Annotated in this window: 21 protein-coding genes; 9 read left to right on the plus strand and 12 right to left on the minus strand. The window is 67.6% G+C overall.

Going from position 1 to position 23,815, the window contains the following annotated elements; all coding sequences use genetic code 11:
• Window positions 1-7 precede the first annotated feature (7 nt).
• A complete protein-coding gene (locus ACOGXI_RS12535; protein WP_419939181.1) occupies window positions 8-2,218 on the minus strand; it encodes a DUF5916 domain-containing protein in 2,211 nt (736 codons plus the stop codon).
• Window positions 2,219-2,295: 77 nt separating this feature from the next.
• On the minus strand, window positions 2,296-3,282 hold the full coding sequence (locus ACOGXI_RS12540; RefSeq protein ID WP_419939182.1) for a threonine ammonia-lyase: 987 nt from the start codon (window positions 3,280-3,282) through the stop codon (window positions 2,296-2,298).
• Between the two features lie 192 nt (window positions 3,283-3,474).
• Here ACOGXI_RS12540 and ACOGXI_RS12545 point away from each other — a divergent pair, with 192 nt between their 5' ends.
• From ACOGXI_RS12545 to ACOGXI_RS12565, 5 genes are all read left to right on the plus strand, one after another.
• The gene (locus ACOGXI_RS12545; protein ID WP_419939183.1) at window positions 3,475-4,824 is read left to right on the plus strand and encodes a sodium-dependent transporter; all 1,350 of its coding nucleotides are present in this window, start codon (window positions 3,475-3,477) and stop codon (window positions 4,822-4,824) included.
• A gap of 21 nt (window positions 4,825-4,845) precedes the next feature.
• Entirely contained in the window at window positions 4,846-5,931 is a 1,086-nt protein-coding gene (locus tag ACOGXI_RS12550; RefSeq protein WP_419939184.1) for a prephenate dehydrogenase/arogenate dehydrogenase family protein, read from the plus strand.
• Between the two features lie 145 nt (window positions 5,932-6,076).
• Complete coding sequence (locus ACOGXI_RS12555) at window positions 6,077-8,521, plus strand: DUF1592 domain-containing protein (RefSeq protein ID WP_419939185.1); 2,445 nt, start codon at window positions 6,077-6,079, stop codon at window positions 8,519-8,521.
• Window positions 8,522-8,576: 55 nt separating this feature from the next.
• The gene (locus ACOGXI_RS12560) at window positions 8,577-9,977 is read left to right on the plus strand and encodes a DUF1552 domain-containing protein (RefSeq protein WP_419939186.1); all 1,401 of its coding nucleotides are present in this window, start codon (window positions 8,577-8,579) and stop codon (window positions 9,975-9,977) included.
• 36 nt (window positions 9,978-10,013) lie between these two features.
• Entirely contained in the window at window positions 10,014-11,981 is a 1,968-nt protein-coding gene (locus tag ACOGXI_RS12565; RefSeq protein WP_419939187.1) for an ankyrin repeat domain-containing protein, read from the plus strand.
• A 15-nt stretch (window positions 11,982-11,996) separates the two neighbouring features.
• Here ACOGXI_RS12565 and ACOGXI_RS12570 read toward each other — a convergent pair whose 3' ends face one another.
• The 9 genes from ACOGXI_RS12570 to ACOGXI_RS12610 all read right to left on the minus strand — a co-directional run bounded on the left by ACOGXI_RS12570 (window position 11,997) and on the right by ACOGXI_RS12610 (window position 18,749).
• Window positions 11,997-12,350, minus strand: a complete 354-nt coding sequence (locus ACOGXI_RS12570) for a type II toxin-antitoxin system HicB family antitoxin (protein ID WP_419939188.1) — start codon at window positions 12,348-12,350, stop codon at window positions 11,997-11,999.
• Window positions 12,347-12,601 carry a type II toxin-antitoxin system HicA family toxin gene (locus ACOGXI_RS12575; RefSeq protein WP_419939189.1) on the minus strand — a complete coding sequence of 85 codons (255 nt, stop codon included), beginning with the start codon at window positions 12,599-12,601 and terminating at the stop codon, window positions 12,347-12,349. Before ACOGXI_RS12575 ends, ACOGXI_RS12570 begins: the two co-directional genes overlap by 4 nt.
• Window positions 12,602-12,685: 84 nt before the next feature.
• The gene (locus ACOGXI_RS12580; protein ID WP_419939190.1) at window positions 12,686-13,093 is read right to left on the minus strand and encodes a VOC family protein; all 408 of its coding nucleotides are present in this window, start codon (window positions 13,091-13,093) and stop codon (window positions 12,686-12,688) included.
• Window positions 13,094-13,130: 37 nt separating this feature from the next.
• Window positions 13,131-14,534 carry a hypothetical protein gene (locus ACOGXI_RS12585; protein WP_419939191.1) on the minus strand — a complete coding sequence of 468 codons (1,404 nt, stop codon included), beginning with the start codon at window positions 14,532-14,534 and terminating at the stop codon, window positions 13,131-13,133.
• Between the two features lie 35 nt (window positions 14,535-14,569).
• Window positions 14,570-15,412 (minus strand): hypothetical protein, encoded by an 843-nt coding sequence (locus tag ACOGXI_RS12590; RefSeq protein WP_419939192.1) that lies wholly within the window; start codon window positions 15,410-15,412, stop codon window positions 14,570-14,572.
• Window positions 15,409-16,323: a creatininase family protein gene (locus ACOGXI_RS12595; protein WP_419939193.1), complete on the minus strand. Its 915-nt coding sequence runs from the start codon at window positions 16,321-16,323 to the stop codon at window positions 15,409-15,411. Before ACOGXI_RS12595 ends, ACOGXI_RS12590 begins: the two co-directional genes overlap by 4 nt.
• 139 nt (window positions 16,324-16,462) lie before the next feature.
• Window positions 16,463-16,957: a hypothetical protein gene (locus tag ACOGXI_RS12600; RefSeq protein WP_419939194.1), complete on the minus strand. Its 495-nt coding sequence runs from the start codon at window positions 16,955-16,957 to the stop codon at window positions 16,463-16,465.
• 39 nt (window positions 16,958-16,996) lie between these two features.
• Window positions 16,997-18,265 carry an ImmA/IrrE family metallo-endopeptidase gene (locus ACOGXI_RS12605; protein ID WP_419939195.1) on the minus strand — a complete coding sequence of 423 codons (1,269 nt, stop codon included), beginning with the start codon at window positions 18,263-18,265 and terminating at the stop codon, window positions 16,997-16,999.
• Between the two features lie 196 nt (window positions 18,266-18,461).
• A complete protein-coding gene (locus ACOGXI_RS12610; protein ID WP_419939196.1) occupies window positions 18,462-18,749 on the minus strand; it encodes a thermonuclease family protein in 288 nt (95 codons plus the stop codon).
• A 316-nt stretch (window positions 18,750-19,065) separates the two neighbouring features.
• Here ACOGXI_RS12610 and ACOGXI_RS12615 point away from each other — a divergent pair, with 316 nt between their 5' ends.
• From ACOGXI_RS12615 to ACOGXI_RS12630, 4 genes are read left to right on the plus strand one after another with little or no spacing between them, the layout of a single operon-like run.
• On the plus strand, window positions 19,066-20,043 hold the full coding sequence (locus ACOGXI_RS12615; RefSeq protein WP_419939197.1) for an MBL fold metallo-hydrolase: 978 nt from the start codon (window positions 19,066-19,068) through the stop codon (window positions 20,041-20,043).
• A complete protein-coding gene (locus ACOGXI_RS12620; RefSeq protein WP_419939198.1) occupies window positions 20,040-22,151 on the plus strand; it encodes an amidohydrolase family protein in 2,112 nt (703 codons plus the stop codon). Before ACOGXI_RS12615 ends, ACOGXI_RS12620 begins: the two co-directional genes overlap by 4 nt.
• Window positions 22,148-22,912: a cytochrome c biogenesis protein CcdA gene (locus ACOGXI_RS12625; RefSeq protein WP_419939199.1), complete on the plus strand. Its 765-nt coding sequence runs from the start codon at window positions 22,148-22,150 to the stop codon at window positions 22,910-22,912. The genes ACOGXI_RS12620 and ACOGXI_RS12625 overlap by 4 nt, the downstream gene beginning before the upstream one ends.
• Before the next feature lie 38 nt (window positions 22,913-22,950).
• Complete coding sequence (locus tag ACOGXI_RS12630) at window positions 22,951-23,463, plus strand: TlpA family protein disulfide reductase (protein WP_419939200.1); 513 nt, start codon at window positions 22,951-22,953, stop codon at window positions 23,461-23,463.
• A 3-nt stretch (window positions 23,464-23,466) separates the two neighbouring features.
• Here ACOGXI_RS12630 and ACOGXI_RS12635 read toward each other — a convergent pair whose 3' ends face one another.
• A complete protein-coding gene (locus tag ACOGXI_RS12635) occupies window positions 23,467-23,811 on the minus strand; it encodes a peroxiredoxin family protein (RefSeq protein ID WP_419939201.1) in 345 nt (114 codons plus the stop codon).
• Window positions 23,812-23,815: the final 4 nt, after the last annotated feature.

Below are 23,815 nucleotides of genomic sequence, written 5' to 3' on the forward strand. Positions count from 1 at the left end.
GAGCGGCTCAGAAGCCGATGGACTTCGACACCTTCGCGGCGAGGACCCGCTCGACGGTCATGCCGGCGTCCAGGTCGCGCCGCTCGGTGTAGACGAGGAAGATGTCGCTGAGGGGCGAATACAGGTAGTTGAAGCGCACGTTCGTCACGAACTGGTCCTCGGCCGCATTGTACTGGACGAAGGCGCTCGCGAAGAGCTTCGTCGAAAAGCCGTAGTCGATCCGCCCTCCGAACACGTCCGCGGTAAAGTCGCCGGTCGGGAGCGAGATGTCGTTGTGGTTCGCCGACAGATCGACGGAGAGGTGATGGTTCGGCCGCCACATGAGGCCTCCCGACAGCGACGTCAGCGTCCCATCGAAGAAACCGCCGCGTTCGACCCGAACAAATCCCGATAGAATTCGCCCGGGCGCGGACCGATACTGCAGCGAACCTGAACCAAACCCGAAACGGCCGACGGGGATCGTCGCGTCCCTCGAGACGCGAAACGGTTCCCGCAGGAGCTCGAACCGGTCCGTGTAGTTCAGCGTGAGTCCGCTCCCGTTCAGGAACGACACTCCGAATCCGGCCGTCCGCGTCCGCGTTACGAGGACGGACTCGAGATCCTGGACGTAGTCGATCTCGATGTACGGATTGACCTCCTGAACACCGGGCACCGGCGGTCGCGGGTGGAGACCCACCGTGGCGTAGCTCTGCCGGATGTCGCGCCGGCGCACGAAGCCCACCGTCGGGTTGAAGTCCTCCCCCACGTGGCGCCACAGCGCCGATACATCCCACAGTTCGTCCCGCCACCCCGCCCACATTCGTCCCGCGAAGGCGTCCCCATCGGTATCCGGCGAGCGCGTCCAGGCCAGGAACGGCGCGAAGAGCAGCGACGGGAGCGGCCTCAGGTTCGCGTCGAAACCCACGCTGCGGTTGAAGTCGGGGTATCCCGCGATGTCCGAGCCGGTCGCTTCCCGATTGACGAAGATCGCCCCCATGTCCGACGTCCCGAACACACTCCGGCGCGCCCGCATGACCGAGAAGTTCTCGGCCGGCAGGCCCCGCCCGGAGCGGGTCTGGAGGTTCATGAGGCCGACCTCGAAGCCTCCCGTCCGGCCCGTGAGTCGCGCCCCCCCGAGGATGGGGATCGGTTCCCCCGTCCCCCGGAGGCCGATGCGCCGCGAGTGAAAGAGCGTGAAGTCGCGCAGCGAGACCCCGGTCCGGTAGCTGCGCTCCGACTGGTCGCCGAAGGCGAACGTGCCGGAGTTCTCGACGAAGAAGTCCCGTTTCTCGGGGAAGAAGAGCGGGAAGCGGGTCAGGTTGACCTGCTCCTGGTCCACTTCGACCTGCGCGAAGTCCGTGTTGTACGTGAGGTCGAGCGTCAAGCCGGGCGTGACCCCGTACTTGACGTCGAACCCGATGTCGGCCTGCGTGCCGCCGCCCCCTTCCCGGATCAGCGTGCCCGTCTGGTCCTGCGCGAGCGCGTAGGGCTTCACCCGCAGGTTGAGCCCCGGTCCCACCCCCCGGAATCCGGTCAGCGTCCCCGCCTTGGACATCTTGTGGATCTGGTCGCGACGGTCGAGCGGCGCCCAGAACGTGTCCTCCGCCTTGCGCCGGATGCGCCGCAGGATCTGGAGTCCCCAGGTCTGGTCCTCCTCCGAGGGATTGAAACGGAGCGTGGAGAAGGGGATCTCGATCTCCACCGTCCAGCCCCCGTCGTTCCTGGTGGTCTCGACCCGGATCGGGCCCTCCCACGCCTGGTTCTCGGAGCGGCTGTCGTCGAAGATCTGCACGTCCTTGAGCGCGCCTCCCGGATTCACGAGGAACATGAACCCGTTCCGGCGGTCGAGGTACGTGTCCAGCGTCACGCCGAAGACGTCGGATGATCCGCTGTTGAAGTCCTGCTTGAGGCTGGAGATGAAGTAACGGTCGGGCTCCGAGTCGTGGCAGATCGCGCCGATGTAGAGGGCGCGGTCGTCGTACAGGAAGTAGACGACCGTCTCCTCGCTGGCGGGCGCGCCGGTGTCGGGACGGGACTGCACGAACCCGGTCAGGGGCTGGGCCTGCTGCCAGATGGGCTCGTCGAGACGGCCGTCCACGGTGGGCGGCGCGTCCGTGCGCAGGGCGGCGGCCGTCGGGCGGGGCGCTGACTCGACCGCGATCCGGGCGGGTCCCTCCCGAGCCGGCTCCTGCCCGGTGGCCGCCGAAGGGACGAGCGGCGGGAGCACTGCGGCGAGCACCAGAATGTGCAGAGTGTGCCGGAGCTCGCGCCCTGCCGCGGGGCCGGACGTGCGGGGATTCCTCAGCGGCGACCCTTTCAGTTCCAGCTCAGCCCCCGCAACTGTTCCACGTCGAGGTTCCCGCCGCTCAGAACACACGCGACCTTCGTCCCGGCCGGCGCGTCGATGAGGCCGTTGAGGACGGCGGCGACCGAAGCGGCAGCCGCACCCTCGGTGACGAGCTTGGCGCGCGTCATCAACCACAGCATGGCGTCAAAAATCTCCTCGTCGGGAAGCGTGACGACGCGCTCCACGAAGCGGCTCACGACGGACGCCGTGTTGTCGCCGACCCGCATCACCTTGAGTCCGTCGATCGCGCAGTCCACGGTCTCGAGGGTGATCATCTCGCCGGATTCGACCGTCCGCTTCATCGCGGGCGCCCCCGATGATTCCACCCCGATCACGCGGATATCCGGGTTCACGCTCTTCAGCGCCATCGAATTGCCGGAGATGAGGCCGCCTCCGCCGATGGGGATGACGACGAGTTCGACCTCCGGCCAGTCCTCCAGAATCTCGAGACCGATCGTCCCCTGGCCCGCGATCAAACGCGGGTTGTCGAAGGGGTGCACATAGGTGAGTCCGCGCTCCTCGACGAGTTCCAGCGCGCGCTCGTTGGCCTCGTCCCAGATCGACCCATGAAGGACGACCTCGGCGCCGTAGCCCTCCGTGGCCGCGACCTTGGCCGGAGTCGCGTTCTCCGCCATGACCACGACGGCCGGGATCCCGTACAGGCGGGCCGCCAGCGCCACACCCTGCGCATGGTTCCCGGCGGAGGAGCAGATGATGCCCCGTGCCTTCTCCTCCTCGCTCATATGCGCCATCACGTTCAGCGGACCCCGCACCTTGTAGGAACCCCCGCGCTGGAAGAGTTCGGCCTTGAGCCGGATGTCGAAGCCGGAGGCCTCGCTCAGCGAGCGCGAGGTGAGGAGCGGAGTGTGGTAGACGTGCGGCGCGACGTGCTTCCGCGCGCGCTCGAAGTCCTCGCGCGTCAGCGTGAGTCCGGGGATCTCGACGTGTGGCGTCACTGGGGCCGTCTCTCTCGGCAGGGCGGTCGGCTGGCGGCCGGATCCACGTCCAGGTCCGCAGAAGCGTGGTCGATAATCCCCGGAACGGGAAGGCCACGCAACGGGAAGCGGCGGTCGCCTTGCGGCGGAAGGCGTCGGTCGGCGACACTCAAGCCTCCTCCCCGCACGGACATCCGGCCGAGGATCCGCCACTTGAACCAGCCTCAAGATTCACCGAAATCCGCACGCGAGCGCTTCGGCACCCGTGCCGGGTTCGTGCTTGCGGCAGTGGGGTCCGCCGTCGGGCTGGGCAACATGTGGCGCTTTCCGTATCAGACGGCGGAGGGCGGGGGCGCCGCCTTCCTCGTGGCCTACGTCTGTATGGCGTTCCTCATCGGCGTGCCAATGATGCTGGCGGAGTTCGCGGTGGGGCGGCGCGCCCGCCAGTCAGCCATCGGAGCGCTGCGGTCGGTCGGAGGCCGGCGCTGGGCCGCAATGGGCCTCCTCTTCCTGGCGACGTCGACCGTCATCATGGCCTACCTGTCGGTCATCACGGGCTGGGCGCTGCGATACGCGCTCGATGGTCTGGCGACCGGCTTCCACGCCGACGCGGCGGGACGATACGAATCCATCGCCTCCGGCCCCTCGGCGGTCGTCTTCCACCTCGTGTCGATCGCCGCGACGGTGGGGATCGTCGTGTTCGGCGTCCGCAAAGGGATCGAGCGGGCCAGCATGCTGCTCATGCCGGTCCTCTTTCTTCTCCTCATCGGCCTCGCGATCTGGGCCGCGACGCTGCCGGGCGCCGCGGAGGGATACCGGTTCTATCTCTCGCCGTCACTGAACGAGTTGTTTGATCCGGTCGTGCTGCAGGGCGCGGCCGCCCACGCCTTCTACTCGCTGAGCGTGGGGATGGGGATCATGGTCACCTATTCCTCCTACCTCTCGAGAAGCGCCAACCTCGGTCGAGAAAGCGCCGTGATCGCGCTCTCGGACTTCTCCGTCGCCTTCGTGGCGGGGCTGGTCGTGTTTCCCATCGTCTTCGGACTCGGGCTGTCGGAGGACGTGGGGGAGAGCACCCTGGGCGTCCTCTTCATCTCGCTCCCGAGCGCCTTCGCGCAGATGGAGGCGCTGGGCCGCGTCGTGGGTACGGCGTTCTTCATCGCCGTGATCGTGGCGGCCATCACCTCGGCCGTCTCGCTGCTCGAGGTGGCGGCCTCGATCCTCATCGATGAATGGGGCTGGACGCGCCGGCGGGCGACGCTTACTTCGGGGTTCCTCATTGCGGCGGTCGGGATCGTGCCGGCGCTTTCCCTCGGGGCACTGGGCATCATGGATCAGGTGGCGGCGGAACTGCTCACGGTGCTGGGCGTCCTCGCGATCGCCGTGCTCGTGGGTTGGGTGATGAAGCACCCGGAGGAGGAACTGCGGATCGGGGCCTCGCCCGGGTTCGCGCGCCTGATTCCGGTGGCGCGGTTCCTGATTCGCTATGTGGCGCCGCCTCTGCTGGCGTACGTGAGCTGGATCGCGCTGCGTCAGACGATCCGCGTGATCGCCGGCGGCTAAACCGGACCTCCGGAGCAAGACGTGTCCAACCTCGATCGACTCAGAGACGAACTCGCGCGCATCGACCGCGAACTGCTCGAACTCGTGGCACGGCGGCAGGCAGTATCCGCGAAAGTCGGGGAGCGAAAGCGCGCCTCGCAGATCCCCCCGCGCGACTACCGGCAGGAAAAAACCGTCATCGAGCGGGCCCGCGCTGCCGCGAGCGACCTCGGCCTCCCGCCGCGGCTGGCCGAGGATCTCGTCCTCTCACTGATCCGTTGGTCGCTCACCGTGCAGGAACGGGGCAGCGTGGCCGCGGCCGCGAGAGGAGGCGGGAAACGCGCCCTCGTCATCGGCGGTTCCGGGAAGATGGGGGGGTGGTTCGTCCGCTTCCTCGCCTCGCAGGGGTTCAAGGTGGAGAACGCGGACCCGGACGGGGGGGATCACGCGGACTGGACCGCGACGCCGCTGGACCACGACCTGATCGTGGTGGCGACGCCCATGGTCATCGCCAACGAGATCCTCGCGCGGCTGGCGGAGATCGGGCCGCCGGGCCTGGTGTTCGATATCGGCTCGCTCAAGAGTCCGCTGCGCTCCGGCCTGCTGGCGCTGTCGGAAGCCGGGGTCCGCGTGACGTCCGTCCACCCCATGTTCGGTCCCGACACCGAACTCCTTTCAGGGGAACACGTGATCTTCGTGGACGTCGGCTGTCCCGACGCCACGGAAGGGGCGGAAGCTCTCTTCGCCTCGACCATGGCGACGCGCGTGCGCATGGACCTGGAGAGCCACGACCGGGTGATGGGATTCGTGCTCGGGCTCTCGCACGCCCTCAACATCACCTTCTTCACGGCGCTGGCGCGCTCCGGCGAAACGACGCCGCGCCTGGCGGACGTGTCGAGCACCACGTTCGAGGCCCAGCTGGACGTGGCGCGCGCGCTGGCCGGCGAGAACCCGCACATGTACTTCGAGATCCAGTCCTTGAACGAGTACGGAGACGCCGCGCTGAGAGAACTCGTGGCGGCGGCGGAGAGGGTCCGCGACGTGGTCGAAGCGGGGGATGAGGCCGCCTTCGTCGCCCTGATGTCCGCGGGCCGCGACTACCTGGAGTCCCGCGGTTCCGCGGAATAGCCCGGGCCCGGTTCGACTGGCGTTGGGGCGTCGATAATCCCTATCTTGCACAGGCTGGATGCGGGGAGGGTGAATTGCGTCCAAACGCCGCGCTGGGTCGCGGTGTTTGCCCGGTAGCAGTCGGGCGACAGCCGGTGAGGTCCACATGAAGAAGTTCGCGATCGCGGCTCTGGGAACGGCGGCGCTGTATCTCGCCGTTACGGGCAAGGATGCGCCGCTCGGCGCGCCCTCGCACGCCCTTGCGGTCGCCCCCGCCCCGGACACCGTCGCGAATTCGGTCATCCAGACCGTGTGCACCCGCTGTCACAACGACTCGCGCAGGGCGGGCAACCGCTCCTTCCTCGAGTTCGACGCCGCCGCGCCGCAGGCCGACCCCGAGACCGCCGAACAGATGATCCGCAAGCTTCGCGCCGGCATGATGCCGCCGCCCGGCATCCGGCGTCCGGAAGAGGCGACCCTGACGGCGGTGGTCGAGGAACTCGAGACGCGCATGGACGCGGCGGCGCGCGCGAATCCGAACCCGGGGACGCGGACCTTCCAGCGCCTCAACCGGGCGGAGTACCGCCGGGCGGCCCGGGATCTGCTCGACCTGGACGTCGACATGGAGGCGTTTCTCCCGACGGAAACGATCAGCGACAACTTCGACAACATCGCCGATGTCCAGATGATGTCCGCCACGTTGATGGAGGGCTATCTGCGGGCGGCGAGCGAGATCAGCCGCATGGCGATCGGCGATCCGGACGCGGGCCCGCGCCAGGTCACCTACAAGGTGCCCAAGACGGCGTCGCAGGCGGTTCGCGCCGAGGGCGCGCCCTTCGGCACGCGGGGCGGGATCTCCGTCATCCACGTCTTCCCCGCGGACGGGGAGTACGTGTTCAAGATGGACATGCACCCGGGTCCGACGGGGTTCCTGTACGGCATGACCGCTCCCGATGAGAAGATCGAGGTCTCGATCGACGGGGCACGCGTCGCGCTGCTCGAGATCGACCCGTTCATGTCGGAGTCGGACCCGCAGGGGATGGTGATCGAGACCGAGCCCATCCATGTGCGGGCGGGTCCACAGCGGGTCACGGCGGCTTTCCTCCTCAACGCCGAGGGGCCGGACAACGACCTCATCAAGCCGATCGACTACAAGCTGGCCGACTCGAACATCGGCAGCGCCTACGGCGTGACGACACTCCCGCACCTGCGCGACTTCCTCGTCACGGGACCGTTCGCGGTCACCGGCATCTCGGAGACGCCGAGCCGCAAGCGGATCTTCTCGTGCCGGCCCACGGCGCCCGAGGAGGAGCGGCCCTGCGCCCGGCAGATCATCAGGACGCTGGCGGCCAAGGCCTATCGCCGGCCGCTGGAGACCGACGATGTCGAAGACCTTCTGGTGTTCTTCGACCTCGGCGTCGAGGAGGGCGGGTTCGAGATCGGGATCCGCACCGCGCTCCAGGCGATCCTCGCGAGTCCCCACTTCGTCTTCCGTCTCGAGGAGATGCCGGCGGACGTGGCGCCCGGGGAGATCTACCGTCTGAGCGACGTCGATCTCGCCACGCGGCTCTCCTACTTCGTGTGGGGCACGCACCCGGACGAGGAACTCGTGGCGCTGGCCGACGGCGGACGCCTCTCGGATCCGGCGGTGCTGGAGGCCCAGACGCGACGCATGCTCGACGACGCGCGGGCGGAAGCCATGGCGACGCGCTTCGCCTACCAGTGGTTCCGCCTGCAGGACCTGGAGAAGATCCACCCCGACGCGCTGCTCTACCCGTACTGGGATCACCGGCTCGTCGAGGCGATGCTGCGGGAGACGGAACTCTTCTTCGAGCATCTCCTGCGCACGGACGCGCCCTTCTTCGAACTGCTGACCGCGGACTACACGTTCGTGAACGAGCGGCTCGCGCGGCACTACGGGATACCGGGCGTGACCGGGGAGGAGTTCCGCCGGGTCGCGATCCCGGACGAGGCGCGCCGCGGGCTGCTGGGCCACGGGAGCATCCTCACGCTGACCTCGCACGCGGACCGAACATCACCCGTCCTGCGCGGGAAGTGGGTGATGGAGGTCCTGCTCGGGACGCCCCCGCCCCCGCCCCCGCCCGACGTGCCGGATCTCGAGGCGACGGATGAGGCGGAGGAGGGGCGCTTCCTCACGGTGCGCGAGCGGCTCGAGATGCACCGCTCCAATCCAGCCTGCCGGTCGTGCCACCGGGTGATCGACCCGATCGGCCTCGCGCTGGAGAACTTCGACGTCACCGGGGCGTGGCGGATCAAGGACCAGGGCCGGACGGTGGACACGTCGGGCGAACTCTACGACGGGACGCCGATTCTGAGCGCCCCGGACCTGCGGGCCGCGCTGCTCGAACGCGAGGACTCGCTCGTCCGGACCTTCATCGAGAACCTCATGGCCTATGCCCTGGGCCGGCGGATCGAGTACTACGACATGTCCACCGTGCGGGAGATCGCGCGCGTGGCGGCAGCTGACGATTACCGCATGACGTCGTTCATCCTCGAGGTCGTGAAGAGCGCGCCCTTCCAGATGAGCGCCGTCGAGATGGTGGCCGAAGACGATATCGACGCGGGCGGCGGGTCGGGCGACGAGCACTGACCGGACCGCCCGCAGTCCCGGAACTGCTTGGGAGAACAAACCAGGAGGAGTGAGCATGGAACTCATCACGGGTAAGCACATGTCCCGCCGCACGGCCCTGAAGGGCCTGGGTGCGACGGTGGCGCTGCCGTTCCTGGATGCGATGCTGCCGGCCGGCCGACTGTGGGCCTCCACGAAGTCGCTCACGGACGTGAAGCGGTTCGTGGGCATCGAGATGGTGCACGGCGCCGCCGGCTGCAACGAATGGGGCGCGTCGCAGTTCATGTGGTCGCCCGAGAAGGTGGGGCGCGACTTCGACCTCTCGCCGAGCAGCCTGAGCCCGCTCGAGCCGTGGCGCGACTACCTGACGATCATCTCGAACACGGACGTCGAGAACGCGGAGGCGAAGACGCCGAAGGAGATCGGCGGCGACCACTTCCGTTCCAGCGCCACCTTCCTCACGCAGGCGCACGCGAAACAGACCGAGGGCTCGGACGTGTTGGTCGGCACCTCGATGGACCAGTACTACGCGCAGCGCTTCGGGCAGGACACGCCGATCCCCTCCATGCAGCTCTGCATCGAGAACGTGGACCAGGCGGGCGGGTGCGCATACGGCTACGCCTGCGTGTACACGGACACGATCAGCTGGGCGTCGCCGACGGAGCCGCTGCCCATGATCCGTGACCCGCGGGCCGCGTTCGACCAGTTGTTCGGGGCCGGCGGCACGTCGGAGGACCGGGCCGCGCGCCGGCGCACGGATCGGAGCATCCTCGACTGGATCGTGGGCGAGGTGAGCGGCCTCAAGCGCGCTCTGGGGCCCACGGACCAGAGGCGGCTGGACCAGTATCTCGACAATATCCGCGAGATCGAACGCCGCATCGAGCGCATCGAGGCGTATAACAGCAGCGGTGAGACGCGTGAGATCCCCGAGGCCCCGCCTGGCGTTCCGGATGACTTCGCCGAGCACGTCCATCTCATGTTCGACCTGCAGGCCCTGGCCTTCCAGTCGGACCTCACGCGGGTGTTCTCGTTCAAGCTGGGCCGCGATGGGTCGGGCCGCGTGTATCCGGGCAGCGGTGTGGACGCCGGCTTCCACCCGGCCTCGCACCACGGCGGCCGCGAAGAGCGCGTGCGGGACTACGAGAAGATCAACCGCTACCACGTGAGCATGATGCCGTACCTGCTCGAGAAGCTGGCCAGCATCGAGGAGCCGGACGGAAACCTGCTCGACAAGACCATGATCCTGTACGGCTCGCCGATGGGTGATTCGAACCTGCACAACCACAAGCGGTGCCCGCTGTTCGTGGTCGGCAAGGCCGGCGGCGAACTCGAGGGCAACATGCACATCAAGGCGCCGGACGGGACCCCGATGGCGAACGTGATGCTGAGCCTGATGCACAAGCTCGGCCTGGAGGACATGGAGAGCTTCGGCGACAGCACGGGCGACTTCTCGTTCTCGGCGGTCGCGCAGGACTGAGCCGCGAGACCGGGCGGAGGGTCGGAGGCAAGATCGATGTTGAAGAGAACCGGCAAGGCCGGTCTTCGGGCGGCGGTCCTCGTCGCCTTCTGTGCGACCACCCTGTGGGCGGCCGCGGCGATGGACGCACCGGTAGCGGAAGCGGCGGCACGCGGAGACCTGGAGTCCGTGCGGACGCTCCTCCGCGATGGGGCGGACGTGAACGCGGCCCAGGGCGACGGCATGACCGCGCTCCACTGGGCGGCTCTCAGGGGCGACGCCGAGATGGTGTCCGTGCTCGTCTACGCCGGGGCCAACGTCGCGTCGACCACACGCCTGGGCGCCTACACGCCACTCCACCTCGCGAGCCGGGACGGCCGGGCCAAGGCGGTCACCCTCCTCATCGAGGCCGGCAGCGACCCTGACGCGGCGACGACGACCGGCGTTACGCCCCTGCACTTCGCTGCGGCGGGCGGGGACGTGCCGACCCTCACGAGCCTGTTCGAGGCCGGGGTCGAGGTCGACGCGCGAGAGAACTCCAACGGGCAGACGCCGCTCATCTTCGCGGCTGCCGCCGGGCGTCTCGACGCCGTGAAGGCGCTGATCGCACACGGGGCGGACGTGTCGATCGCCTCGCGCGTGCTGGATTTCGTCGAGAAGGCACGCACCGACAGCGAGGCCCGGGGCCGGCGGCGGGAAGTGCTCACGGCGATTCGGAAGGCCGAAGCCGAGGCTCGCGGCGAAACCGCCGAGGTCGGAATCACGCGCACAGACACGCCGTCCGGTCAGGAACCGACCCGGCGCGAAGCCGCCGACCGGGCGGCTCGGGACCAGACGGGCACGGCTCCCGCGACGCAGGGCGCCGGCGCGACCCCCGGCCAGGAACCCGCGGCCGCCGCGGCCGACGAGACGCCGGCCGAGGAGCCTGACGAGGCCCAGGGCGAGGATCCCCCGGAGGGCGAGGATCCTCCCGAGGCTGAAGAAGAGGCCGAAGACGCCGAAGCCGCGAAGCCTGCGCCGCGGCCATTGGGCTATTCCGACATCGTCGGCAAGCAGGGCGGCATGACGGCGCTCCATTACGCGGTTCGCGAGGGTCACTTCGAGACCGTCAAGTCGCTCCTGGAGGCGGGTGCGGACATCGACGGGAGGACCGGGGGGGACGAGAGCACGCCGCTCGTCGTCGCCACCGTGAACGGACACTACGACCTTGCCGCGTGGCTGCTCGAGCAGGGAGCGGACCCGAACCTCGCCAGCGAGGACGGCGTGGCGCCCCTCTACGCGACGGTCGCCAACCGCTGGGCGCCGAAGGCGCTCTATCCGCAGCCCACCGCGTTCCGCCAGCAGGAACTCGACTACATGGAGCTGATGGAGATGCTCCTCGCCGCCGGAGCGGATCCGAACGCACGCGTGAATACGCACATCTGGTATTCCGCCTACAACTTCGACCTGCTCGGCGTGAACTTCAGCGGCGCGACCCCGTTCTGGCGGGCGGCGAAGGCGCTCGACATCCCCGCCATGGAGATGCTCGTGGCCGCTGGGGCCGATCCGCACATGCCGACGAGGAAGGCTCCCGAGCGCCGGCGCCGTCGTCCCGCGGACGATGAAGAAGAAGAGGAGGATCCCAGCGGACTGCCGCCGGTCGAGGTCGGGGGTCCGGGCATCCCGCCCCTCGTGGCTGCCGCCGGTTACGGCTACGGACGCTCACGCACGGGCAACCAGCACCGGCATCGGCCCGATGAATGGATGGCCACGGCCAGATACCTCGTCGAAGAGTTGGGTGCGGACGTGAACGGCCGCGACTCGGACGGGTTCGGCGCGCTCCATTACGCTGCGGCGCGCGGCCACAACGAGTTGATCGAGTACCTCGTCGGCAAGGGCGCGGATCCGTTGATCGTGGCCCGCAGCGGCCAGACGACGGTCGACATGGCGAACGGCCCGATCCAGCGCGTGCAGCCGTTCTTCGAAACGATCGCCCTCCTCGAGGGCATGGGCGCGAAGAACAACCACAACTGCCTCAGCTGCTGAGGCCGAACGGCTCCGTCAGTCGTTGTTGGTCTGATACGGAGCGTTCGTCCGTTCGCGCACGGCGTCGACGATCCAGGAGTTGATGCTCGTCCGGTGCGCCGCCGCCGCTGCGGCGACCGTCGCGTGAAGCTCCGAGCCGAGGCGCAGGTTCAGCTTGCCGGAGAAAGGCCGCTTCGGCTCGACCCCGTCTTCCTCGCACCAGGCGAGATACTCATCGATGGAGCGGTGAAACTCCCGGCGCAGTTGCGACGTGTCCGTGGCTTCGAACGTCGCGATCGGATACGGGCCGCTGTTGATGACCCGCCCATGGAGCACGTTGATCGAGTCATCGAACTCCACGGCCGCCTGATATCCCTTGTATTCCATCATGGCTCCACTCCCACTGCTCGTAGGAAGGCCGCAATGTCTCGAACGGTCTCCCGGCCCACGACGGGCCTGGGATGGGGTCGGTGGATTACGACCCTCTCGTTGTCTTTCTTCAGGCCGACCCGCGATCCGGACCGCTCCTGAACCTCGACGCCGCAGGCCTCCAGCATCGCCTTGAGCTGATCCCACCGGATATCTGGCGGCGTCGGCTTCCCGTGGACTCGCGCCAGAGTCTTGCGGTGCTTGGTTCGCATGGATCACCAGGATAACCTGATTCTGGTACCATGTACAGTACCATCTAGAATGCCACGCATGTGGAGAGTGGGTGAAGCCCTGGACTACGATTCGCTGCCGGAGATGCGCTGGGAGACGGAGATCGGGTAGCCGTCGGGGTCCCGGAGGGTGAACTCGATCGAGCGGGCGTTCGGGTTCTCGTGCGGTTCGTCGAGGCAGTCGGCGCCCATGGCGCGGGCGCGCTCGAACACGGCCTGCGCATCGTCCGTGTAAAAGTAGAGGAGGACGCCTCGGCCGGGCGTCCCTTCGCAGGGGTCCGTCATTCCCGGGTGGGCCTTGAACTCACGGTGGTGCAGCATCAGTTCGATGCTTCCGTCCTGCCCCAGGAGTCGCTCGAAGTGATGGCCGCCGCGTCCGCTCACGAAGCCGAAGAGTTCGACGTACCAAGCTGAACTCGCCGCCACGTCGCGGACGACGAGCATGGGCGTGAGGCCTTGACCGGTCGCGGCCAACGGTCCGTATCCCCCGCGCCCGTCTTCCGGCTGTCGGCTAGTGATTCGAGTGGTTCGTTGCCGCCTTGGCGGCCCGCCTCGCCTCCTCGCGCGTGGCGACGAGCGCCTCGAACTCCGCGGGATCGAGGTACGTGACGTCCACCCACAGGTGGGCCATCTCGTCCACGGTCCGGTCCCCGTAGTCGACCCACTGCTCGTGGTCCGGGTTGTTCGGGTTCTCGGGCGTGTTGTCGTGCCAGGCGGTGATGACGAGGGTGGTGCCCGCGGGTAGGAGCGGGGCGGCGTCTTCTTCGTAGATGTAGTTGATGTGCCAGTTCCACTGGAAGTTGTCGACCTGGTTGATCAACTCCTTGCGGCCATCCGGGTAGATCGCCTCGAGCGACATCGCCTTGCCGCGCATGTGCATGTGCGGCTGGAAGTTCTCCAGGCGGGCGGGCCAGCGCAGCGTATGGAAGTCCTGCGTGACCGAAATCTCGCCCGGCGGGATGTCGAGGCCCGTCCGGCCCGTGGCGTTGTAGAACATGAGCCGGGTGCGGTTCCTGGGCTCCTCCCCCTTCGGATAGAACCAGACGCCGAGTTCCACATAGCTGTCCTCGACGAGCTTGCCCATGGCGTGGAGGTGGACCTCCCAGCGGATCCGCGAGCCGGGGAGCATCACCTTGCCCGCGCCTTCGGGGAAGATCTCGCCCTCCTTGCCCACGGCCCACTCCATGAACAGGCCCGGGCCGCCCATCGCGCCGCCGCGGGTGCTCGCCTCGACGATACCGGCGCTCATGGGGCTCTCCTCCTCGTCCTGCTGGAGGAAGGCGAGGACGTGATGCGTAATCGTGCGCGCGTCGTTGCCGGCCGGCTTGATCTCGATCGCCTTCACCCAGCGGGGCTCCGTGATCCCGGTCGGCGTCACGGGCCGCCACCACTTGTCCATCGTCTCGGCTTCGAGCGTGTAGGGTTCGGACGCGATGACGAGGTCGGGCTCGCCGAACTCATCGAGGAGGCGCCATTCGTTCGGATCGGGGAACTCGGCGGGAGGCGGCAGATCCGCGGGATCGCCTTCCACGCGGCCGCCATCGATCCACGCTAGGACGGTCTCGATCTCTTCGCTCGACAGGCTGCGGTCATTCCTGAACTCCTGGATCCCGACAGTCGGGTCGAGGTGCCACGGCGGCATGACGCGGTTCGAGACCTTCTCGCGGATCCCGGAAGCCCAGCGGTAGGCGTCCCGGTAGGTGAGGAGCGACATGGGGGCGATGGAGCCCTCCTGGTGACACTCCTGGCAGTTCGCCTGGAGGATCGGCGCCACGTCCCGGTTGAAGGTCACCTCCCCGGGACCGTTCTCCTGCGCCTGCGCCGGTCCCGCAGCGCCCAGGGCGCCGAGTGCCGCGCCGAGTACCGTGCCGACTGCGATGGCGGCTCGCTTACGGGAGATCGGTAGCTGTCTCATGGCTTGATCCTCCAACCTGACTCGGAAAGCTCGCGTCACGGATTGACCATGACCCGAACGAACCCGTTCGTCCAGCAGCATTGGGCGTGCCCGGCGGCGGCGACGCCCGATCCGTCGTTCGCCCGCACGCGCAGGATGTATTTGCCTGGCTCGCTGAAGGTGACCGGCGTGATGGCTTCGGCTCCACTGGCCGGGACGCGGGCGGTCGGCTCGGCGAACTCGGCATCGCCCGGACCCTGGTGCTTGAACCACGTGAGGTTGACCGGCGAGCCGTCGCGACTCCCCGCGACGAAGTGACTGCGTCCCACACCGTCGTCCCGGACGTGGACGCTCACATTGAGCGGTTCCCCGACCCGGGCCGCGAGGGGGCCTCCCCAGGCGCCGGCCGGCCCCGCGCCTTCGTCGCCGGCTCCGAAGCGAAGGACGGGAGGCGTGTTCCCGTCACCGGCTTCGCCCTTGAGCGCGTCAATCTGCCAGTCACGGTGCAAATGGCCCGGGACGCGAAGGGTCTGTCCGCGCATCGTCAGCGTCCAGTACATCTTCCTCTCGCCGAAGTCCGCCGGGACACGGACGACGAACACGCCGTAGTGGCGCCGCGGCGCAAAGGACGTGGGCTGGACGCCCTGGAACTCCGCCGGCTCGATCAGGTTCTCGGGCCCCAGCGCGACCTCGATCGTCTCGTCGAAGTTGCGGTTGAAGTAGCCGAACGACAGGGACAGCGTGCCGTCCGCGTTCGGATACCAGCCCTCGTAGGCGGGAGTCACCGTCTGCCCGCGGCCGCTGGGGTTGCCGAGGGGAATCTGTGCCGCGAGCGGCAACGTCTCGGCGCACAGCGCCGCGATGACCGCGGCGGACACCAGGATCCGGGCAGGTCTCATCGCCCCGCTTCCGCCATGCTCGCCTCGATCGAGGCCCGGATCGCCTTCACCGTCTCCTCCACCCGGAAGCGGAGCAGCTTCTTCCCGGTGGCGATCGCCTCCTCCTTCGGGGCGATCGAGACGCCGTTGATGCTGGCCCGGCCGGCGGCCACGCGCTCGTCGTAGCGCACCATGGCCGGGTCCTCGACCATCATGATCGCAGTGATGACGAAGTCGTCGTGGATCCCCTCGGGGTCGGTTTCGAAGATGCCGAGTTCGTCATTCATCCACTGGTGAACGTCGCGATAGCGGTAGAACTCGGGGATGAAGTGCGCCTGCCCGTCGTACCAGCGCTCGTTCAGGCGGGCCGCGACCGCCTCCATGCCCGACTGGTTCCCGCCGCTGTCGCCGAACAGGATGATATGCTCGAACCCGTGCGCTTTGAGGCTCGACGCCACGTCATCGAGCACCGCCTCGAATGTCTCCTGGCGAAGGCTGATCGTGCCCGGATACCGCATGTGGCCCGACGGCTCGTCGATGTCGCCTTCGGGGACGAGCTTGACGATCGGCGCGCAGAGCGCGTTACCGAGTTCGCGGGCCACGCCCTCGCAGGCGCCCTGCAACACGTAGTTGTGCTTGCCGGTGGCGAGGTACGGCCCGTTCTGCTCGATGCCGCCCGTCGTGATGATCGCGGTGGTCTTGCCGGCCGCCATCGCGTCCCGGACCTCCATCCACGTCATCTCCTCGATCCACACTGTGTCGAAGGCCTCGATGGGCCGCTCCGACACGAGTTCCTCCTGGGTGCGGCGCTCGCGCTCCGCCGCCATCCGGGCGCGCTCTTCCGCCGTCATGTTCCGCTGCTGGCCCGCGAGCGCCGAGGCCGAAACCGCAAACAGCGCGAGCAGGGGAAGGATCGATCGGGACTTTCTCATGGCACACCTCGTTTCCGCAGCGTGGGCGATCGGCGATAACTTTCAACGCTAGCATGTCCCTTCCCATCCCGACCAGTCCGGCTCGTGGTTTGGTAGCGGAAGCCCTGCACGAAACCACTTGAGTGGCCAGAAGGGGGTCTCAAGGCATACAGTCGGAGAACGACTCGAAATCCATTCGGAAACGGCTCCTCTCGAGAGCCGCCTTCAGTGCATCGGCCTCCGGAACGGTGATGATCTCGCTGCGGATGGCACGGACAAGTATGCCCGCCGTCGTAAGGATACGTCCCTCGCCGACGCGTTCAACGGCAATGCGACGCACCCGGCGACGCTCATCGCACGCGAAGAGCCAGCGGCGGTATTCCGCCGCCGCTAGGCAAGCCGCCTCTCCGCGGCCCATGATCCGCTCATGCCCCACGGACAGCAGTAGTTCTGCAGGGTGCGGTGATGGTGCGGGCCTAACGAATCCCGCCGCTATGGCCTGGGAGAGAATCTCTCGCTGTTTGGATCGCGTGACTTCTTCATGCACTCGAGCGAGCACCATGAACCGGTGTTTGGGAAGCCTGCCGAGGAGGTCGCAGCGCTCAAGGATAAGAAAATTGATGAGGACGCTGGCGTCGACCGCTACGTGGTGCATGCGCTGCGGCGGGTCGATGTTTCCGCAGCGGCATCCACCCTACAGGGGTTCATGGTCGCCGACCATCACAGGCAGCGATTCCGGCTCGGCGAGACCAGCATCCTCGAGGATGCTGTCGGGGTCGGCCTCCTCATCGATCAGGCGCACGAGTTCCCGCCATTTCCCGGTCGAGATGTCCTCGCGGCGGTACGCTTCGATTGCGAGGGACAAGAAGCGGGATCGAGACTGCTTCCGAGCCTCGGCGTGGTCCGGCTCCGGCAGGCTGAGGGTCGCCCTTAGCTGCTTGGTCCGTCCGGCGAGGTCTTCTTGGGCGAGCTTGGCGCGTTCCTGTTCGCTGATGAGACGCAAAGCTTTGAGACGATAAAGCATCGCGGCACAGCTCACGCGAAACCGATGGGCGAGGCGAACGACATCGTACAACTGCAGCCGCTGGCTCCCGGGGGGCGTGCGCCCCTCGACGCTAAGTGCCGAGTCCTCATCGAAGATGTCTGCCCGGTTGCGACTCGCATGGCCCTTGGCGAACCGGTGGATCATGGAACGGATGCCCGCTTCCGGCATAAGAAAGGCCGCGGCGAAGGCGTTGGCGCGAACCTCCTCGAAGCTGTCCCTTTCGCTTGCCCGGCTTACCGTCCCCCGTCCCTCGCGGTCGCACAGGACATGGGCGTATTCGTGGGCAAAGGAAAACCGCCGCCGGAGAAAATGATGGTCGACGTTGACGGCGGTCAGGACGCCATGTTCGGGGTCGATCAGGGTTAGCCCGGAAACGTCTTCCGGGAGGCTTTCCTGCGCAGCGACGATACCTTGGTCCTCAAGAAGTTCCGCCACGTCCGGAAGCGGGGCTTCGCCCAAGTCTAGGCGGCGGCGTTCGTCCGCTGCGGCTCGCGAGCCTTGACGCACCGCTTCCCATTTCGTGTCCGGCGTGGAGAAGGCATAACTGGGCGTGCCGAGCGATGCGCGGCGGACTCCGAGAAGTCCCTCCAGATTCGCGACTTCCCGCCCAAGTACGACGCACCTGCGCAGGGCCTCCAGCGTGGCTTCGTCAACCGAGGACTCCTGGTGTCGGCGGAACAATGCGGTGATCGGCTCGCGCTCTACGAACTCGTCGGTCAGGAGTTCCTCTAGGTCGCGCCCGTACAGATAGGCGAGCCGATGCAGCTCGAGCCCGGACACGCGGCGACGCCCCGTCTCGATCTCCGTGACCGCCGATCGCGCGATGCCTACGTACTTTGCGACCGCCGCCTGGGTCATGCTGCAGCTCTCTCGAACCTCACGGAGACGGCGGGCAAGCTCCTGATGGTCGATTGCCATGAGCTGAGCCTCAGTTTGACATGAATCTACGCGATGCACGTTGTCCAGAAACCGTCAAGCAGCCAAAAGCCAATGCCGACAAACGTACAGTTCGCGCCTGCGACCAAGATCGGGGAGGCAGATGCACGGCTCCGTCCTGCCACAAACACTCCAGTGTTGGTCGAACGAGAGCCGTCACCTGCCCAACCGTGTGCCACTAGACCGGCTGCTTGCTGTACCGTTTCATAGCTTGGTTGACGCTACGACCATCGACCCAGACCTGAGCAACACGACGGCCGTAAATGTCGCGCGCCTTGGTCTCGATGTCCACGAACCGGTCGAGGATGAGTCTCTTAAGTGCTGCCTTCGCCTCCAAATACCCAGGCTCACCCTGCTCGGGCGTGTCGACCCCTTCTAGCCTGACGTCGGGGAGGCTGCTGCTCGTCTCAAAGGTGTCGCCGTCGAGAACGTTCGTGACGTATTCCTTCGTGCGATTCGTACTCATGAGTTCTCCTTCGAGGAGTGGTTGATCGGAGGCGTGTGTCACCTCCGGCTCCCCTCGCGCGACTCCTCTGCGCCTCAAGGTATCAAAAAGATAGCTATGCGGACGGAACACGGCAATATATGCCATTAGATGTCGCTTTATCCATCAGATCGGCGTTTGTCAAATCACCACCGAAACGGCGAGTGCCGCGTCGCTTTCGTTCCGAGAAACGCTCCGGCATGTTCAGAAGAGCCACGAGCGGTCTAGTCCAGGGGAACGGGCGGTGATCATCGTTCGGGGGAGTGTCACAAGACGGCGCGATACCGGAGGGTGATGAATGATGAATCAGCGGCGGATTCTGTGCTGGCTACTGGTCGTGTCGGCGGGCGGCTGCGGCACGTCGCAGGAAGCTTCGTTAGGTGCCACACGGGCGGGGCCGGCGACGTCGGATCCCTACGCGCACGGGTTCACGGACGCGGACTATCCGCGCGTGATCGAAGTCGCGGACGACGTCTACGCCTACGAGCAGATCCATGCGGCCGGGGGCGAGATCATCACGACGGTGAGCCTCATCGTCATCACGCCGGAAGGGGTGCTCGTCGCGGACGGTCAGGAGAATCCCGAGGAGACCCAGCGGCTCGTCGACACGATCGCGGGCATGACGGACCGGCCGATCACGCACGTCGTGGTCGCTTCGGATCACGGGGACCACACGGGCGGGAACTCCGCCTTCCCCTCGGAGGCTCGCTTCCTTGCGCACCCCACTTCCGCGGCGATCCTGGAGGCGAGCGCGGCGGACCCGAACCGGCCGGCGGAGGCGCCCCCGGTCATCGTCCCGACCGAGGTCGTGGGCGACGATACCGTGCTCGAACTCGGCGGGCGCGAGATCCGGCTCCTTCATCTCGGCCGCGCGCACACCGGGGGGGACCTTGTCGTGTACGTGCCCGAGGGGAAGGTGCTGTTCATGAGCGAGACGTACCTGAAGCACATCTTCCCGGCCATGCGGTCCGCGTATCCCTCGGAGTGGGTGGCGATGCTGGACCGCGCGCTCGAGATGGACGTGGATGTCTACGTCCCCGGACACGGGGTGATGGAGTCGCCGGAGATTCTCGAGGCCGGCCTCGTGTCGTTCCGCGCTGCGGTGCAGCAGGTTGTGGAGGAGGCGACGCGATTCCACGGCGAAGGGATGAGCGCCGAAGAGGCCGCCGAGGCGGCGATGTTCGGCGCCATCGAGGAATGGTCGCTGCGAGACAGCCAGAAGCCGCGCGCGATTCAGCGCGTCTACATGGAGCTGAACGGAGAGTTGCCGGGATGAGCGAGATCAGCGCGCGGATGAGGCGAAGGCTCGGGCTCCTCGCCGTCGCGGTGGGCTTCGCGCTGGGCGTGGGCGGAGTCCGGGGGCAGTCGCACGTAACCGTGGATATCGGGGCCCGGGATCCCGCGTTCTCGCCGGACGGGTCGACGATCGCGGTCTCCATCCTGGGGAAGATCTGGACGCTTCCCGCCGAGGGCGGCACGGCGCGCCAGCTCACGGACGGGGCCACGTGGGACACGCGGCCCGCCTGGTCGCCGGACGGCCGCTTCCTCGCCTACGCCGCGAGATCCCGCCAGGGGGCGGACATTCTCGTCCGCAACATGGCCACGGGGGGCGTCCGCTTCCTGCATGGCGTCCCGGGGTCGGTCGGGCACATGCAGTTCCACCCGGACGGAAGCCAACTCTTCTTCGTGGACGACCGCTCGCAGTACGAGGCGCACGTGTGGCGGATCCCGCTGGCGGGGGGCGAGGCGGAGCAGATCACGCACACGCAGAGCTGGCACGAGTGGTCGTTCGCCCTCTCGCCGGACGGGAACCGGATCCTCCTCGAGACGGGGCGCTTCGACGGCACGGACCTGTACGAACTCGACCTGGAGGAGATGTCGCTCGAGCGGGTCACGGACACGCTGGAGCGGGAGATGGCCGTAGCGTGGGCCCCGGACGGGACGCGGCGGGCGCACGTCATGACGCACAACGGCGCCGATCAGCTCGTCGTGTCGGTGCCGGGATGGCGGAAGCTTTTCCTGAGCGCCTTCGACCAGAAGCAGCTCGCGTTCCATCCCTCCGGCGAGTGGCTGCTCGTCCTCGGGGGGCGGCGGATGCAGCGGCTGGACCTGGAGAGCGGAGAGTTCACTCCGATTCCCTTCGAGGCTCGCTTCTCGATCGCCGAGGATCCCGCGGACGATCTGCTGATCACGAACGTCCGCCTGTTCGACGGCACGGGCGACGAGGCGGTCCCTGCGGCGGCGGTCCTCGTCCGGGACGGGAGGATCGCGGACGTGCGGATGGGGGAGGATGGCGGGATGCCCGACATCGGGCCGGACACGCCGGTCATCGACGGGGGCGGTCGCATGCTGCTCCCGGGGCTGATGGACAACCACTACCACTACTGGCAGCCCCTCGCCGGGGCGGATCTGCTCGCGGCCGGGGTCACGGCGATCCGCGATCCGGGCTCGGCGATCCAGGACGCGATGGACTTCAAGGATGCCGTGCGGATGGGCGTGCTGGCCGGCCCCGACGTGTACACCGCCGGCCCGCTGATCGACGGCCCCGCCGGCTACCACCCCCTGGTGGACGTGAGCATCGACGACCCCGCCGCCGCCCCGGCGCTGGTGCGCGCGCTCAAGGAACAGGGCGTCGATCTGCTCAAGGCGTACTTCCTCCTCGACCCGGATGTGCTTGCGGCCGTCGTGGCCGAGGCGCGCGTGCAGGGACTGCCGGTTACGGGGCACATCGGGGTTCGCACGAGTTGGCGGCAGGCGATCGAGGCCGGGATCAGCGGTTTCAACCACATTCGGGTGTGGCGCGACTTCCTGCCCCCCGAGATCCAGGCCGACGGTCGCGACATGTCGCTCGACGGCGGACGGAACCCGGTCGGGCGCATGCAGGCCGACTGGCGGGAGATCGATCCGGAGAGCGCCGAGGTCATGTCGCTCCTCGAACTCATGGCCGAGACGGAGACCGCACTCGACCCCACGCTGTTCATCCAGGAGATCGACGACGGCGACCGCACGCGCTTCTCGCTGGAGGAGTTCCACAACGGACGGCAGGCCTACGAGCGCATGGGCGAGTTTGTCCGGCGCGCGGTGGAGGTCGGAGTCCCGCTGCTCGCGGGCACGGACAACGTCGGGCTGTTCAACGAACTCGAGGCGTACGCGAAGGCCGGTGTGCCGAACGCCGACATCCTGCGGGCCGCGACCGCGAACGGCGCGCGCTGGCTCGGGAAGGAGGACGACTTCGGGACGGTGCAGCCGGGGCGCCGGGCGCACCTGATCCTCGTGGACGGCGACCCGCTGGAAGACATTGCCGACCTGCGCAACATCGATCTCGTGGTGAAGGACGGCGTGATCGTCTTCGGCGGTCCCCCGGCGGAGCCGCTGGTCCCGTGATCGACCCGGCCATAACCGGCGCCGTCGAAGCCGTCTCCCTCGCGGCCCTGCAGGTGGAGCCGGCGGGCGGGCTCCTCCCGGCGCTCTCCGACAACCCGTTCCTCGCGCTCGGCGCGCTCTTCGGGGCGGGCGTGCTCACGAGCACGAACCCGTGCATCTGGCCGATGATCCCGATCACGTTCTCCGTCATCTCGGGGACGGCGGGCGAGGACCAGCCGCGAAAGCGCACCATCGGACTCACGCTCACGTATGCTCTCGGGCTCGCGCTCCTCTATTCACTGCTGGGTGTCATCGCCGGCCTCAGCGGTACCGTGCTCGGCTCGATCGGGGCGAGCTTCTGGGCGCTGTTCGCGACCGGCAATCTCCTTCTCTTCTTCTCGCTGTTCATGCTCGACGTGTTCCCCGTCCCGGTGCCGAAGCGACTCCTGGCCTGGGCGAGCAGCCACGGCGGCGGGTCCTACCGGGCCGTGTTCCTGCTCGGCGCGACCTCCGGCATCGTGGCCGCGCCGTGCGGCGCTCCCGCCTTCGCCGTGGTCCTGACCTGGGTCGTCGCCGAACAGGCCGGGCTCATGGGGTTCGTCTACCTGTTCACCTTCTCGATCGGCATGACCGCCGTGCTCATCGCGGTGGGTCTCTTCTCGGGAACGGTCGCGGTGTTGCCGAAGTCGGGAACGTGGATGATCTGGATGAAACGGGCCGCCGCCGCCATCATGATCGGGATGGCGCAGTTCTACCTCATCCGGGCGGGATATTTTCTGTGATCTTTGAATCTGCGAACTCTGAATTCAGGCGGATCGCGTTGCCGGCGATCGTTGCGTTGGTCGCGCTTGCCGGTCCCCTGAGCGGTCAGGCGGGCGCGGGGCAGGTGAGCCTCGCCACCGGCACGGCGGGACCCGACGCCGCGCTGGAGGATCTGGACGGAAACGCCGTCCAACTCCTCGACTACGCCGCCGGCAAGCCCACGCTCATCGAGTTCTGGGCCGCGTGGTGCGAGCAGTGCGAGGGCCTCCAACCCGAGATCGACGAAGTGGTGGCCGACTACGGGGAGCAGGTGAACGTCGTCGCCGTGGCCGTGGCCGTGGCCCAGTCGCTGCGGCGGGTGAGGCGACACGCAGAGGCGCACGGGGCGGGATACCCCTACCTGTGGGATGCCGAGGGCGAGGCGGTGCGCGCCTACTCCGCGACCACGACCTCGATCGTCGTGATCCTCGATGCGGAAGGGAAGGTCGCCTACACCGGCGTCGGCCCCGACCAGGACCTCGTCGGGGCCGTCACCGGAATCCTCTCCGCTCGGCAAGCGGGAGAGGATTAGTTCCTACGGGTCCACAGGCTCGGGCGTCACCTCGTCGATGATGGCGGCGAGTTCGTTGTAGGCGGCCGGGTCGACCTGGTTGAAGCTCGGAATGACGCCCGCCACACGGCCATCGGGCCCCACCACGATCACGGCGCGGCTGTCCACCGCGTTGCTTTCCCTCAGGCCTCCGCCGAAGGCGACGTACGTCCCCCCCTCATTGTCCGCGTCGCTCCCGAACAGGAAGGGGAAGTCCTCGTCCTTCAGCCATGACGCGAGTTCGTCGACCGGGTCGTTCGAGATGCCCACGAGAACCACGTTCCGGCCCTCGTTGAATACGCTTGCGTACTGATCACGGTACGCTCTCATCTGA

Source organism: Candidatus Palauibacter sp., from assembly GCF_965208055.1.
In the GTDB taxonomy this organism is placed as follows: Bacteria; Gemmatimonadota; Gemmatimonadetes; order Palauibacterales; family Palauibacteraceae; genus Palauibacter.